The organism is Cupriavidus taiwanensis (assembly GCF_900250075.1).
In the GTDB taxonomy this organism is placed as follows: Bacteria; Pseudomonadota; Gammaproteobacteria; order Burkholderiales; family Burkholderiaceae; genus Cupriavidus; species Cupriavidus taiwanensis_C.
The window spans coordinates 371,977-386,029 of record NZ_LT977070.1 but is presented as its reverse complement, the minus strand read 5'-3'; the positions used below and the strand labels follow the sequence as shown (position 1 = coordinate 386,029).

Here is a 14,053-nt window from a genome sequence, read left to right as displayed (position 1 = left end):
GCTCCTGCGCTTACATCAGCCAGTACAGCAGCACGATATTGGCCGCGAGGATCGCCAGCGCGGTCGGCACCTGGGCGCGGATCACGGCGTTCTTGTCGTCGAGTTCCAGCAGCGCCGCCGGCACGATATTGAAATTGGCCGCCATCGGCGTCATCAGCGTACCGCAATAGCCCGAGAACATGCCGATCGCTGCCATCACCGCCGGATTGCCGCCGAACATGCCGACCAGGATGGGCACGCCGACACCGCCGGTCATCACCGGGAAGGCGGCGAAGCCATTGCCCATGATCACCGTGAACAGTGCCATGCCGACGCAATAGACCGCCACCGCCACCAGCTTGTAGTCCAGGTTGATGTAGGCGGTGGTCAGGTGCGCCACGGCCTTGCCCACGCCCGCGTCGGCAAACACCAGCCCCAGCATCGCCAGCATCTGCGGCAGCACCAGCGCCCAGCCCAGCGACTCGGTCAGCCGGCGCGATTCGCGCAGGCCCTGCGTCACGGTGTCGCGCGTAAGCCAGCACACCACCGCCAGTGAGATCAGGCAGCCGATCCCGAGCGAGACGAAGGTCACGTTCTTGGGATCGAGCAGCGGCACGCCACCGATCCGGACATCCTTGAACAGCATGGTGCCGATCACGGTCACCAGCGGGATCAGCAGCGCCGGAATGAACAGCTTGTTGCCGAGCCGGCTCGCGCTGGCGCGGCGCTCGGCCTCGGGCAGGCTCTCGTGCTTGCCGTGGCCGACGCCGCCGAAGCCGGCGATCAGCGCCATCACCACCGCGACGATGCCGACCACTGCCGGTGGCAGCCGGTCGCCGACCAGGAACACGATCGCGTACAGCAGCCAGAACAGGCCGGTGCTGAGGCGGCGCGGATGGGCGCGGTCGGTGAAGGTCATCAGCGCGGTGATGGCAAGCACTAGGCCGGCGAGCCAGTAGAGGTATTCGATCGAGACAATCATGGCGCGCTCCTTACTCGGCGCTCGGCGCAGGCATGGCGGTGGGGGCGGCGCTGCCGCCCAGTTCGCGCTCGAGCCAGCCGTCCAGGCGCTTGAGCCGCACGGCGTGGATCAGGAAGGCGCAGATCGCGGTAGGGATGCCCCACACGGCGATATGCAGCGGCTCGACCTCGATGTTCGACGACAGCAGGAAGGTATGCATCAGCGCGATCGCGCCGAACGCCACGAAGATGTCCTCGCCGAAAAACAGGCCGACGTTGTCGGTGGCGGCGCAGAAGGCCAGCACGCGCTGGCGCACCGGCTCGGGCAGGTGGCCGAAGCGGTTCTCGGCCGCACCCTCGGCCATCGGCGCGAGCAGCGGGCGCACCATCTGCGGATGGCCGCCCAGGCTGGTCAGGCCGATCGCCGCGGTCAGCTCGCGCACGCCCAGGTAGACGATCAGCAGGCGCCCGACCGTGGCCGAGGCGATGCGCGCGATCCACGCCTGCGCATGCTCGCGCAGCCCGTGGCGCTCCAGCAGGCCGATCACGGCCAGCGGCAGCAGGATGATCAGCGGCAGGTTGCGCGCCTTGACGAAGGCGGTGCCGATCGCGGAGAAGATCTGCATCAGCGGCATCGGCGCGGCCAGCCGGTGGCCAGCGCGGCGAGCACCACTACCAGCATGGGATTGAAGCGCAGCACGAAGCCGACGACGATGACGCCGACCCCGACTAGGGGCCAGAGATTGACTGCCTGTTCCATGGAAACACCAAACGAAGATAACGAAGGCGCGCGGACAGCAGCCGTCGTGACGCGTGACGGGGCAGGCCGCGTGGGGGAAATGCCGGCGTGAAGGCGCGGAACCGCGCTCAGTCGCCGGCGCGGATCGCGATGCCTTCAGCGCCCAGCCGTTCCCGGATGCGGCGCGCGAAGGCCAGCGCGTGGGCGCCGTCGCCGTGCAGACACACGGTTTCGGCCTGAATCGGTACCCAGCTGCCGTCGATGGCGCGCACGCGCTGCTCGCGCACCATGGTCAGGGTCTGGTCCAGGGCAACTTCCTCGTCCTCATGCAGCGCGCCGGGCGTGCCGCGCTTGACCAGCGTGCCGTCGGGGTTGTAGCCGCGGTCGGCAAAGACCTCCTGCTTGACGCGCAGGCCGGCCTCCCGGGCCACGTCGATCATCTGGCTGCCGGCCAGGCCGAAGAAAACCAGGTCGGCGTCGAAGTCGCGCACCGCGCGCACGATCGCGCGCGCCAGCGCCGGGTCGCGCACGGCCTGGTTGTACAGCGCGCCATGCGGCTTGACGTGGTGCAGCACGCCGCCCTGCGCGCGCACGATCGCGGCGAGCGCGCCGATCTGGTACAGCACGTCGGCGTAGACGTGCTCCGGGTCGCGCTGCATCTCGGTGCGGCCGAAGTTCTCGCGGTCCGGGTAGCTCGGGTGCGCGCCGATCGCCACGCCGTGCGCCAGCGCCCACTGCACCGTCTGCACCATGGTGGCGGCGTCGCCCGCGTGCCAGCCGCAGGCGATATTGGCCGAGCTGATCAGCGCCAGCAGCGCCTCGTCATTGCCACAGCCTTCGCCAAGATCCGCGTTCAAATCGATCTGCATTGCCATTCTCCTGTGCGGCGCCCGGGCGCCCTCCTTATGCTGCCGCTCGCGTACGGGTACGCCGCCGCGCGGCAATCGGCATGCCATCGCCCTGCCACTGCAGCGCCTGCTCGATCTGCCGCAGGTAGCGTGCCAGCTCATCCTGCGCCGCCTGCGCCTGCGCCAGCGACACCTGCACGAAGCGCACCGGCGCGCCCAGCGGCACCTGCGCCAGCCGCCATAAATCCGCTTCGATCACCACGCCGATCTTGGGATAGCCGCCGGTGGTCTGCGCATCGGCCATCAGCGCGATCGGCTGGCCCGCCGGCGGCACCTGCATCACGCCCGGCATCACCCCGTGCGAGAGCAGGTCGGCGCTGCGCTCGGGGCGCCGCGCCAGCACCGGGCCGGCGAGGCGCAGGCCCATGCGGTTGCTGTTGGGCGTGACGGTCCAGTCGGCCTGCCACAGCGCGGCCTGCGCGGCCGCGTCAAAATCGTCGTATTCCGGCCCCGGCAGCATGCGGATCGCCGTGGCCTTGCCTTCGACCGCGGCGGGCAGCGCCCACGCCGGCGCCTGCACGCCGATCCAGTCGGTCTCTGCGGCCAGGCCCGGGCGTCCCGCGGGCAGGCGGTCGCCTTCCTGCAGCGCGCGTCCGCCCAGCCCGCCGAAACCGGACTTCAAATCGGTGCTGCGCGAGCCCATCACCGGCTCGACCGCAATCCCGCCCGCCACGCACAGGTACACGCGCGTGCCGCCGCGCGTCGACGGCAGCGTCAGGGTCTCGCCCTTGTGCGCGTCGAACGCGTGCCACGACCAAACCGGCATGCCGTCAAGATTGGCGCCGCATTCGGCGCCAGCCAGCGCCACGCGCATATCGGCATGAAAGCGCACCGCGGCGCGTCCCAGCGTGAATTCAATGGCGGCGCAGCCGGGCGCATTGCCGAGCAGGCGATTGCCGACTTCGACCGCCAGCATGTCCATGGCGCCGCAGCGGCCCACGCCAAAACGGCGGAAGCCGGTACGGCCCAGGTCCTGCACCGAGGCCAGCGCGCCGGGACGAAGGATCTCGATCACGCGATGATTTCCTCGGCGACAAAGCGCACGGTATCGCCGGGCGCGAACAGGGACGGCGGATCGCGGTCCGCCACGAAGAGTTCGGCGTCGGTGCGCCCGATCAGCTGCCAGCCGCCCGGCAGCACCGCCGGATAGATGCCGGTCTGCTCGCCGCCGATGCCAACCGACCCGGCCGGCACCGCCACCCGCGGCTCGCGCCGCCGCGGCGTCGCCAGCTCCGGCGCCAGCCCGCCCATGTAGGCGAAGCCGGGCTGGAAGCCGAGGAAATAGACCACGTACTCGCCCGCCGCATGGCGGCGCACCACTTCCTGCGGCGTGAGGCCGGTATGTGCGGCAACGTCGCCCAGATCCGGGCCATGCTCGCCGCCGTAGCGGACCGGGATCTCGACCAGCTTGCCGGTGGCATTGCGCGCCTCGCCCGAGGCCCATGCCAGCTTCAGGTTGCGCTCCAGCGCGTCCGCGTCGGCACTGTCGTCGAAGATCACGGTCAGGTTGTTCATGCCCGGCACCACGTCGACCACGCCGCGCCAATCCGCGGCCCGCGCGGCCATGGCCCAGATGCGACGCTGGACGGCCAGCGAGGCGGGCGGCGCGACGCTGTACAGGAGCGCCTGCTCGGCAAGTCGGTGGACGGTGCAGTTCATGAGAGTCCCGGTAGCGCACTTGCTACCCAGTGTAGGCAGACAAGCCGGAATGTGGCGTCTTTGTATTTCATCGATAATTTATCGATGAATTCATCATATCGAAATGGATCGGGCGGGGACAGTCGGGGTTGACCCTAGGGAGTCCTGCGTTGGACGGCATGCATCGACAGGAGTAGGATTAAATCCTATCGACGGGAGATCGTCATGCGAACTACTCAACAATTGAGCGTCACGCTGCCGACCGAGATGGCTCAGGCGGTCAAGGACAAGGTGCGGTCGGGTGAATACGCCAGTGAAAGCGAGGTCATTCGCGATGGCTTGCGCGCGCTGCTGGCGCGGGACCGGGCCGTGGACGCGTGGTTGCTGCAGCAAGTGGGCCCTGCCTATGATGCGCTTCAGGCGGATCCGTCCCGTGCCGTGACCGCAGATGACGTTCGTGCTCGTCTGGCTGCCAAACAGGCTGGTAAAGCCAAAGGCCGATGAGAACCTATCCGGTCGTCTTCGCGCCGGAGTTTGTGGAGCAGCTTGAGGACCTGTACGACTATGTCGCCGAAGCAGCCTCGCCCTATATCGCGGCGCGGTACACCGACGCGATCGTGGAATATTGCGAGTCGCTCAGTACCTTTCCTCATCGCGGCACCCTGCGCGATGACGTGCGGCCAGGGCTGCGGATTACCCATTACAAAAAGCGCGCCGTCATCGCGTTCGCCGTGGACACCGACAAGGTTTCCATCATCGGTTTGTTCTATGGCGGCCGGGACTACGAGACGATGCTGAACGAGTCAGATTGAATCGACGATGGCCAGTGGCCTCTCAAAGGCGTGCACGCACCAAACCAAAAGCGGCCGGGGAATCCCCCGGCCGCTTTTCATATTCCATTTGCTAACCAATCGCTTCAGGCAAACCCCGCCTGATGCGCCTGCTGGTCAGCATGGTAGGAACTGCGCACCATCGCCCCCACGGCAGCGTGGGTGAAGCCCATCTTGTAGGCCTCGTCCTCAAACATCTTGAAGGTGTCGGGATGCACGTAGCGCAGCACCGGCAGGTGGTGGTTCGACGGCGCCAGGTACTGGCCGATGGTGAGCATGTCGATGTCGTGCGCGCGCATGTCGCGCATGACTTCCAGGATTTCCTCGTCGGTCTCGCCCAGGCCGACCATCAGGCCGGACTTGGTCGGGACGTTGGGATTGCGGCGCTTGAACTCCTGCAGCAGCTTGAGCGAGTGCGCGTAGTCGGCGCCCGGGCGGGCCTGCTTGTACAGGCGCGGCACGGTTTCCATGTTGTGGTTCATCACGTCGGGCGGGCACGCCTGCAGGATGTCCAGCGCCTTGTCCAGACGGCCGCGGAAGTCGGGCACCAGCACTTCGATGCGGGTATCGGGCGACAGCTCGCGCGTCTGCGAGATGCAGTCGACATAGTGCTGCGCGCCGCCGTCGCGCAGGTCGTCGCGGTCGACGCTGGTGATGACCACGTAGTTCAGCTTGAGCTGGGCGATGGTGCGGGCCAGGTTGCCGGGCTCGTTCACGTCGAGCGGGTCCGGGCGGCCGTGGCCGACGTCGCAGAACGGGCAGCGGCGCGTGCATTTGTCGCCCATGATCATGAAGGTGGCCGTGCCCTTGCCGAAGCATTCGCCGATATTGGGGCAGCTGGCTTCCTCGCACACCGTCACCAGGTTGTTGGCGCGCAGGATGTCCTTGATCTCATAGAAACGCGAATTGCCGGTGGCGGCCTTCACGCGGATCCAGTCCGGCTTCTTGAGCTTCTCGGCCGGCACGATCTTGATGGGGATGCGCGCGGTCTTGTCGGCCGACTTCTGCTTGCGGGTCGGGTCGTACTGCTCCGCGGGGGACTGCGGGGCTTCGCTGGAAGTGGCGATCAGTGCGTCGCTCATACATTTCTCCGCACGCGCACGGCGTGCATTTCGCTTTTGACTAGGAGGCCAGGGCCGGGGCGGCAATTTCTTCAGCCGCCAGCACGCGAGCTTCGTGCGCTGCCAGCACCTCGCACAATGCAGCCGCCAGGCGCTGTGCGATCTCGGGTTGTGTTGCCGCGGTCACGGGCACCGGGGCGCCATCGGCATCCGCCACCGGGCAGGTGGCGCCCGCGCTGGCCATGTCGACTGTTTCCAGCCCGGCATAGCCGCAGGGATTGATGCGCAGGAACGGCGACAGGTCCATCTGCACGTTGAGGCTGACGCCGTGGTAGCTGCAGCCGTTGCGGATCTTGAGGCCGAGCGCGGCAATCTTGGCGCCCTGGTGCGGCCCGCCGGACAGGTAGATGCCGGGGGCGCCGGGCTTGCGTTCGGCTGCGAGATTATACGCCGCGAGCGTGTCCAGCACGGCCTGCTCGATGCCGTGCACCAGCTCGCGCACCATCAGCCGGCGGCGCCGCAGGTCCAGCAGCAGGTAGGCCACCACCTGCCCCGGGCCGTGATAAGTGATCTGCCCGCCACGATCGATCTGCACCACCGGAATCCGCTCGTCCGGGGCCAGCAGGTGCGCGGGGTCGCCCGCCTGGCCCAGCGTGTAGACCGGCGGATGCTCGACCAGCCAGACCTGGTCGGGCGTCTCGGGGGTGCGTGCGGCGGTGAAGGCGCGCATCGCGTCGAAACACGGCTGATAGTCCTCGCGGCCGCGTTCGATGACTTGAATCGGATGCATGGCGAGAGTGTAACGAAAAGGGCCGGCTTGCGCCGGCCCCGACCTGGCCCATTCAGCGTGCCCGAGGCGGGCAACCGTCCGATGCGTCACGCGACCAGACCAGGCGCAGATGGCCCCGGTCCCGGTGCGATGCGGACGTTGCCCCGCCCGGCTCCGCTTCAGGAAGCGGTGACCCGGTCCTGGTTAGGCGTCCACTCCGTGCCTCGAACCAGCCGGCGCAGGCTGCGGTACACCAGGTGCGGCAGGTCGGCCAGCGCCAGCGCCGGGCGGCGGGCCTCGGCGATCAGCGCCAGCCGCACCGGATGCAAGGCGCGCGGGTCGATGCTGAGCACCACCTCGTCGCCCGGGCGCAGCAGCAGGCTGCCGCCACAACGCAGCCAGTAGTCCTCCGAATCGTTCTCGCGGGTCAGCCATACGTCGGTACCGCGGGCCTCTGCAATGTGCAGGCGTTGCGCGGCGTGCACTGACAGCGTGGTGACTTCGCCAGGATTCAGGGTGAACTCGGTCGTTGTGAGCACGGTTTTCATGGTGGTTCTCCGTTCAGCCGGCCCTGGCGGGGATACGCCAGACGCAGCACGGATTCGCGGCGCGCCGCAGGAACTGGCCCGGCAAGGGGACCAGGCCAGTTAAATCCTGCGAATATCGCCGTGAAGACGTATGGAAAGCGGGGGCCGGTGATGGAATATTAGTGATTGCCCGACCACTATCAAAACGATATATTTTGTTTGTTCTTGTTAGCCAATCTCACATAACCACCGATCGTCTGGAGGCGGCCATGGCCTGGAAAAGCGCCTGGGAGAAAGACCTGCCGCGCGGCTGGCACCGCGAACTGCCGCGCCTGCCGGCGCTGACCGCGCTGCGCGCGTTCGAGGCCGCGGCGCGGCACGAGAGCTTTTCGCGCGCCGCCACGGAGCTGTTCGTCACCCACGGCGCGGTCAGCCACCAGATCCGCGCGCTCGAAGACGAACTGGGCATGCCGCTGTTCGAGCGCCACGGCAAGCGCGTGGCGCTGACGCCGGCGGGCCGGCTCTATGCCGAGCGCGTGCGCGACGCGCTGCTGCAGATCGCCGATGCCACGCGCGCGCTGCAGGCCGGCAACCGCGACAAGCGCCTGACCATCAGCACCATGCCGTCGTTTGCCGCACGCTGGCTAACGCCGCGCATCGGCAGCTTTATCGAGCGCCACCCGGAACTGGATGTCGAACTGCTGTCGTCCAACACGCTGGTCAACTTTGCCCACGAAGAAGTCGATATCGCGCTGCGCATGGGCAGCGGCGACTATCCCGGCCTGTACGTTGAGCGGCTGCTCGACGACGTCTTCTTCCCGGTCTGCAGCCCCGCCTTCAATGGCGGGCGGCTGCCCGAACGGCCGCAGGACATGGCCGGCATGCCGCTGCTGCGCGGCGAGGGCGATCCGTGGAAGCCGTGGTTCGAGGCCGCCGGGCTGGACTGGCCCGAGCCGCGCAAGGGCCTGCTGCTGGAAGATTCGTCGCTGCTGCTGCAGGCCGCCTCGGAGGGCCAGGGCATTGCCCTGATCCGCTCTTCGCTGGCCTGCAACGACCTGCTTTCCGGGCGCGTGGTGCGGCTGTTCGACGTCAGCATCCCGTGCCCGTGGCTGCTGTACTTTGTGTGCGCGCCGGGCTCGCTGAACCTGCCCAAGGTGCAGGCCTTCCGCGGCTGGCTGCTGCCCGAGATCGAGCGCTTCCGCGAGGTGCTGGCGCAGTGGGAGTGAGTCAGTCTTCCGGGGTGTCGTCGACGTGCGCCGCGCTGGCAGCGGCATCGGCTCCCGGCTTTGCGCGCGCGCGGCCGGCACGCGGGTGGGCCTTGTCGTAGACCTTGGCCAGGTGCTGGAAATCCAGCGCGGTGTAGACCTGCGTGGTCGAGATGCTGGCATGGCCCAGCATCTCCTGCACCGCGCGCAGGTCGCCGGAAGACTGCAGCATGTGCGTGGCGAAGGAATGCCGCAGCATGTGCGGATGCACGTCGGCCGGCACCCCGGCGCGCAGCGCCTGCTGCTTGAGCCGCAGCTGCACGGTGCGCATCGACAGGCGCCGTCCGCGCGGACCGAGGAACAGGGCATGGGCGTCCTCGGGCGCGGCGCCTGGGCGCAGCAAGCCGTCGCGCACCGCCAGCCACGCCTGCAGCGCGGCGAGGGCCTTGCTGCCGACCGGCACCGAGCGCCGGCGCGAGCCCTTGCCGGTCACGGTGACCTCGGCGCCGGCCAGGTCGAGCCAGCCGCTCGAGCGGTAGCCGTCGGCATCGGCATAGCGCAGGTCCAGCTGCACCAGCTCGGACAGCCGCAGCCCGCTCGAGTAGAACAGTTCGTAGACCGCCTGGTCGCGCAGCGCCTCGGCGTCGGTGCCGGCAGGGTGCGCCACCAGCGCCACCGCGTGCTCGACCGACAGCGCCTTGGGCAGCGCGTGCCGCGAGCGCGGCGCGCGCACGCCATCGACCGGATTCACGCTCACGCCATGGCCATGGCGCGCCGCCCAGAGATAGAAGCCGCGCCATGCCGACAGCGCGCGCCCGATACTGGTGCCGACCAGTCCGGCGGCATGCAGCCGTGCGGCGAAATTGCGGATATGGTGGGTCTGCAGCGCCAGCAGCGCGACGCCCGGCGCATGCTGCGCCGCGTGCGCCTGCAGCACGCGCAGTTCGCGCGCATAGCCCGACAGCGTGTGCTCGGCCAGCTTGCGGCTGCCGCGCAGCCAGTCGAGATAGCGCGTGACCAGCGGGTCCGGCGGCGGCGCTTCGCCGCCGGCGGGAGCGGACGGCGCGACCGCGTCGCGCGGCGGCCGGCGTGCAGTCATGGCGTCATGCCGAGAGCCGCGGCTTCAGTCGCGCAGCCGCTTCAGCGCGGCGCCCGCGACCTCGCCGATCTGCGACAGGTAGGCGGTGCCCATGCCGTCGTGGAAGCGGCGCGGATCGGGCGAGCCCAGCACCAGCAGGCCAAAGGCCGCGCCACGCACGTCGGCGCCGGCCTCGGCCTCGCCGGCGCGCAGCGGCACGCGCAGCGTCACCATCGCCAGCGAGGTGATATCGTCGCGCTCCAGCAGGCTGGCCGCCTCGAAGCCGCTGTTGCTGCCGCAGTACGGCGCACGCAGGCCTTCGGCAAAGATGCGCAGATCTTCGCTGGCGCCCTGCGCCACTTCCATGTGCGCGTACTGTTCGGCGACATCCCACAGCCTGAGCGCGACCGCCGGCACGTCGAACACCTGCCGCAGGCCGTCCTGCACCGCATACGGCAGCGCATGCGAATCGGCCTCGGCCAGCAGGCGCAATTGCCAGTCGTGCAGGCGCTGCTGGGTGCGGTCGTTCTCGTGGCCATGGCGGACCAGGTCCGCCAGGCGCAGCTCCAGGCCCTTGTTCTTCTCGCGCAGGATTTCCATCTGGCGCTCCTGCAGCGACACGGCGCGATGGCTGTGCGGGCTGGTCAGCTGCACCGCGGCCAGCAGCTCGGCATGTTCTTCGAAGAACTCGGGATGGCTCTGCAGGTAGGCGGCAACGTCTTGGGCGTTCATGGGGCGTGGACCGGTAGAGGTAAAGTGGGTGGCAGTTTAGCAAAGGGGGCGCCAAGCGCACGGCGAAGGCGGTCGCGCCGCGCTGGCAGGCTCCCTCTCCCGCAAGCGGGAGAGGGAGCAAACCACCGGCGTGCCCCCGCTACGTCTGGATCAGCCGCTTCTGCCGCGAAATGCTCATCAAGATGCCGATGCCCGCGCCCAGCGTCACCAGCGCGGTGCCGCCGTAGCTGAGCAGCGGCAGCGGCACGCCCACCACCGGCAGGATGCCGCTGACCATGCCCATGTTGACGAAGGCATAGGTGAAGAAGATCAGCGTGATCGATCCCGCCAGCAGCCGCGAGAACAGCGTCGGCGCATTGGCCGCGATAAAGAGCCCGCGGAAGATCAGCAGCAGGTACAGCACCAGCAGCACCGCGTTGCCGATCAGGCCAAACTCTTCCGAGTACACGGCGAAGATGAAGTCGGTGTGCTTTTCCGGAATGAACTCCAGGTGGGTCTGCGTCCCCTTGAGCCAGCCCTTGCCTTCGACCCCGCCCGAGCCGATCGCGATGATCGACTGGATCGTGTGGAAACCCTTGCCGAGCGGATCGCTGGTCGGGTCCAGCAGCGTGCAGACGCGGTGCTGCTGGTAGTCGTGCAGCACCGGCCAGTTCACGCCCGGCGCGCACATGTCGTTCTGGAACGTGATCAGCAGCGTGATGGCGACCACCAGGATGCCCATCAGCGGCAGGATCAGCTTCCACGACAGCCCGGCGAAGTAGATCACGTACAGGCCCGCGGCCATCACCAGCAGCGCCGTGCCCAGGTCGGGCTGCTTGGCGATCAGGCCCACCGGGATCAGCAGCAGCCCCAGCGCCACGATGAAGTCGAACCAGCGGATCACGCCTTCGCGCTTCTGGAAGTACCACGCCAGCATCAGCGGCATCGAGATCTTCATGATCTCGGACGGCTGGATCACCATGCCGACATAGAGCCAGCGGCGCGCGCCCTTGCGGATCAGCCCGAACATGGCCACCGCGATCAGCAGCGCCACGCCTACCGTATAGATCGGCACCGCCACGCGCATCAGCGTCTGCGTCGGCAGGTAGGCGATCACGAACATCACCACGTACGACAGCAGGATGTTGCGCAGCTGGTCCTCGACCCGGCCCGGCATGTCGATGGCAGCCGAATACAGCGCCACGATGCCGGTGGCGAACAGCAGAAACACGATCAGCGAGAGCGGCTTGTCAAAACCGGTCAGCGCGGTCTTGACCAGGGACATGACGCGGCGTCGATCCATGCGCGTCTCCTTCAGCGAGAGGCGTCGGCACCGCTGGCTGCCTTGGCAGCGACGGGCCTGACGCGTGGTTTGGGTGCGGGCGCCTTGGCCGGCACGGCCGCGGCCGAGGCCGGCGCGGGGGTCTGCGGCTTGCTGTGGCCCAGCGCCTGCAGCATGCGCTGGTCCAGCGTCTGCACCGCCGAGGCCGGGGCGATGGCGTCCGGGTCCAGCATCGCGGCGATCGCCTCCGGCGTCGGCACCTGCGCGGCCGAGGCCGCCGCCACCGCGCTCGCGTCAGCGCCGCTGGCCGGTGCGCCGCCGCTGGACATCACCGTGGCACTGGCAATGCTGGCGGTCTGGCCGGTGGTGAACACGCTCGGGGTATCCACCGGCGCGCGGCCGGCCACGCGCTCGCCGGCGGGCGGCGCGATCGCCTCCAGTTCGGCGGGCCACTTGCCGGTCAGGTAGTAGTCCATCACCTTGCGCGCGATCGGCGCGGCCACCGCGGCGCCGAAGCCGGCGTTCTCGACGATCAGCGCGATCGCGATCTTGGGGTTGTCGGCCGGCGCGAAGGCCGTGTACAGCGAGTGGTCGCGCTTGTGCTCCGCGAGCGCGTGGTGGTTGTACTTCTCGCCCTTGGACAGGCTGTAGGTCTGCGCCGTGCCGGTCTTGCCGGCGGATTCGTAGGCGGCGCCGGCAAACACGCGCGCGGCCGTGCCCGAGTGCGTCACCGCCACCATGGCGCGCTTGATCACGTTGATGTCGGCCTGCTTGAACGGGATGGTGTAGCTTTCCTTGGGCACGGTCAGCGTGCGCTTGCGCGTGACCGCGTCCTCGATGGCCTTGACCAGGTGCGGCTTCATCACCTTGCCGTCGTTGACGATCACCGAGGTGGCCTGCGCCAGCTGCAGGATGGTGAAGCTGTTGTAGCCCTGGCCGATGCCCAGCGAAATGGTCTCGCCCTCGTACCACTTCTGCTGCTCGGGCTTGCGGTAGGCGCGGCGCTTCCATTCGGTCGACGGCAGGATGCCGCGGCTTTCACCCTCGATATCGATGCCGGTGATCTGGCCGAAGCCCAGCGGCTTCATGAAGTCGTGGATGCCGTTGACGCCCATGTCGCGCGCCAGCGCGTAGTAATAGGTGTCGCACGAATGCACGATCGAGCTGTGCATGTCGACCCAGCCGTGGCCGCCCGGCTTGTCGTCGCGGAAGGTGTGGTTGCCGAGCGTGAAGTAGCCGGGGTCGGACATGCCCCACGCGGCGGTGCGCTTGCCGGTGGTCAGCGCGGCCAGCGCCATGAACGGCTTGTAGGTCGAGCCCGGCGGATAGGTGCCCCGCAGGGGGCGGTTCAGCAGCGGCTTGTCGGGCGAGCCGTTGAGCTCGTTCCAGGTATTGGTGTCGATGCCCTCGACGAACAGGTTGGGGTCGAAGGTCGGCTTGGAGACGAACGCCAGGATGTCGCCGGTGGACGGCTCGATCGCCACCAGCGCGCCGCGGCGGTTGCCATAGAGCGCCTCGGCCAGCTGCTGCAGGCGGATGTCGAGCGACAGGATCAGGTTGTTGCCGGGCGTGGCGGGCGAGGTCGACAGCGTGCGGATCGGGCGCCCGCCGGCGCTGACTTCCACTTCCTCGAAGCCGGTCAGCCCGTGCAGCTCGCTCTCGTAGCTCTGCTCCAGGCCGATCTTGCCGATGTAGTTGGTGCCCTTGTAGTTGTCGGCATCCTTGCGCGGATCGTACTTGGCGCCGTCGGCATCGTTGGCCTCGTCCATGGCCTCGATGCGCTCCTGGTCGCGCTGCGAGATCCGGCCCAGGTAGCCAACCACGTGCGAGGCCGACTCGCCCAGCGGGTACTGGCGGAACAGCCGCGCGCGCACGTCGACGCCGGGGAAGCGGAAGCGCTGCGCGGAGAAGCGCGCCACCTCGGCATCGGTCAGCTGGCTGCGGATCGGCAGGCTTTCGAAGCTGCGCGACTCCTCCATCAGCCGCTTGAAGCGGCGCCGGTCGCGCGGCTGGATCTCGACCAGGCCGGACAGGCTCTCGATGGTGTTGTCGAGCGTATCGGTCAGCTTGGACGGGGTGATCTCCAGCGTATACGCCGAATAGTTGCGCGCCAGCACGATGCCGTTGCGGTCCATGATGATGCCGCGGTTGGGCTCGATCGGCGCCACCGAGATGCGGTTGTCCTCGGCCTTGGCCGAGTACTGGTCATGCTTGTACCACTGCAGCCACAGGAAGCGCGAGAACAGCAGGCCGAAGCAGATCACCGTAAACAGCGCCGCGGCCGCCACGCGGATGCGGAAGCGGCCGATTTCCAGTTCGACGTTGCGGATTTCGGTCATGGTACTGCGTGGCCTGGAGAAATCGGG

General features: G+C 68.3%; 14 protein-coding genes and 1 pseudogene. 3 read left to right on the top strand and 12 right to left on the bottom strand.

Annotated elements, in window-relative coordinates:
• Positions 1-10 precede the first annotated feature (10 nt).
• The 5 genes and pseudogenes from CBM2588_RS01745 to pxpB form a co-directional block, all read right to left on the bottom strand.
• A complete protein-coding gene (locus CBM2588_RS01745; RefSeq protein WP_115679095.1) occupies positions 11-961 on the bottom strand; it encodes a DUF979 domain-containing protein in 951 nt (316 codons plus the stop codon).
• Between the two features lie 10 nt (positions 962-971).
• Positions 972-1,699, bottom strand: a pseudogene (locus CBM2588_RS01740) (DUF969 domain-containing protein).
• 107 nt (positions 1,700-1,806) lie between these two features.
• A complete protein-coding gene (gene pxpA / locus CBM2588_RS01735) occupies positions 1,807-2,547 on the bottom strand; it encodes a 5-oxoprolinase subunit PxpA (RefSeq protein ID WP_115679094.1) in 741 nt (246 codons plus the stop codon).
• 34 nt (positions 2,548-2,581) lie between these two features.
• A complete protein-coding gene (locus CBM2588_RS01730; protein WP_115679093.1) occupies positions 2,582-3,601 on the bottom strand; it encodes a biotin-dependent carboxyltransferase family protein in 1,020 nt (339 codons plus the stop codon).
• Positions 3,598-4,245, bottom strand: coding sequence for a 5-oxoprolinase subunit PxpB (gene pxpB / locus CBM2588_RS01725; RefSeq protein ID WP_115679092.1), 648 nt, complete (start codon positions 4,243-4,245; stop codon positions 3,598-3,600). Before pxpB ends, CBM2588_RS01730 begins: the two co-directional genes overlap by 4 nt.
• Positions 4,246-4,449: 204 nt before the next feature.
• On the opposite strand from pxpB, the gene CBM2588_RS01720 reads away from it, so the two are divergent.
• Both CBM2588_RS01720 and CBM2588_RS01715 read left to right on the top strand, forming a co-directional pair.
• Positions 4,450-4,728, top strand: a complete 279-nt coding sequence (locus CBM2588_RS01720) for a ribbon-helix-helix domain-containing protein (protein WP_115679091.1) — start codon at positions 4,450-4,452, stop codon at positions 4,726-4,728.
• The gene (locus tag CBM2588_RS01715; protein ID WP_115679090.1) at positions 4,725-5,036 is read left to right on the top strand and encodes a type II toxin-antitoxin system RelE/ParE family toxin; all 312 of its coding nucleotides are present in this window, start codon (positions 4,725-4,727) and stop codon (positions 5,034-5,036) included. Before CBM2588_RS01720 ends, CBM2588_RS01715 begins: the two co-directional genes overlap by 4 nt.
• Before the next feature lie 104 nt (positions 5,037-5,140).
• Here the strand turns inward: CBM2588_RS01715 and lipA are convergent, their stop codons facing one another.
• The 3 genes from lipA to CBM2588_RS01700 form a co-directional block, all read right to left on the bottom strand.
• The gene (gene lipA, locus CBM2588_RS01710; protein ID WP_115679089.1) at positions 5,141-6,136 is read right to left on the bottom strand and encodes a lipoyl synthase; all 996 of its coding nucleotides are present in this window, start codon (positions 6,134-6,136) and stop codon (positions 5,141-5,143) included.
• Positions 6,137-6,176: 40 nt separating this feature from the next.
• Positions 6,177-6,905, bottom strand: coding sequence for a lipoyl(octanoyl) transferase LipB (gene lipB, locus CBM2588_RS01705; protein WP_115679088.1), 729 nt, complete (start codon positions 6,903-6,905; stop codon positions 6,177-6,179).
• Between the two features lie 158 nt (positions 6,906-7,063).
• On the bottom strand, positions 7,064-7,432 hold the full coding sequence (locus CBM2588_RS01700; protein ID WP_115663362.1) for a DUF2917 domain-containing protein: 369 nt from the start codon (positions 7,430-7,432) through the stop codon (positions 7,064-7,066).
• A gap of 248 nt (positions 7,433-7,680) precedes the next feature.
• Here CBM2588_RS01700 and CBM2588_RS01695 point away from each other — a divergent pair, with 248 nt between their 5' ends.
• The gene (locus CBM2588_RS01695; RefSeq protein ID WP_115679087.1) at positions 7,681-8,637 is read left to right on the top strand and encodes a transcriptional regulator GcvA; all 957 of its coding nucleotides are present in this window, start codon (positions 7,681-7,683) and stop codon (positions 8,635-8,637) included.
• A gap of 1 nt (position 8,638) precedes the next feature.
• On the opposite strand, the gene CBM2588_RS01690 is transcribed toward CBM2588_RS01695, so the two are convergent.
• The 4 genes from CBM2588_RS01690 to mrdA all read right to left on the bottom strand — a co-directional run bounded on the left by CBM2588_RS01690 (position 8,639) and on the right by mrdA (position 14,026).
• Positions 8,639-9,715 (bottom strand): tyrosine recombinase XerC, encoded by a 1,077-nt coding sequence (locus tag CBM2588_RS01690; RefSeq protein WP_115679086.1) that lies wholly within the window; start codon positions 9,713-9,715, stop codon positions 8,639-8,641.
• Between the two features lie 24 nt (positions 9,716-9,739).
• Positions 9,740-10,426 carry a DUF484 family protein gene (locus tag CBM2588_RS01685; protein ID WP_115679085.1) on the bottom strand — a complete coding sequence of 229 codons (687 nt, stop codon included), beginning with the start codon at positions 10,424-10,426 and terminating at the stop codon, positions 9,740-9,742.
• Positions 10,427-10,565: 139 nt separating this feature from the next.
• The gene (gene rodA / locus CBM2588_RS01680) at positions 10,566-11,708 is read right to left on the bottom strand and encodes a rod shape-determining protein RodA (protein ID WP_092315232.1); all 1,143 of its coding nucleotides are present in this window, start codon (positions 11,706-11,708) and stop codon (positions 10,566-10,568) included.
• An 11-nt stretch (positions 11,709-11,719) separates the two neighbouring features.
• Entirely contained in the window at positions 11,720-14,026 is a 2,307-nt protein-coding gene (gene mrdA / locus CBM2588_RS01675) for a penicillin-binding protein 2 (RefSeq protein ID WP_115679084.1), read from the bottom strand.
• Positions 14,027-14,053: the final 27 nt, after the last annotated feature.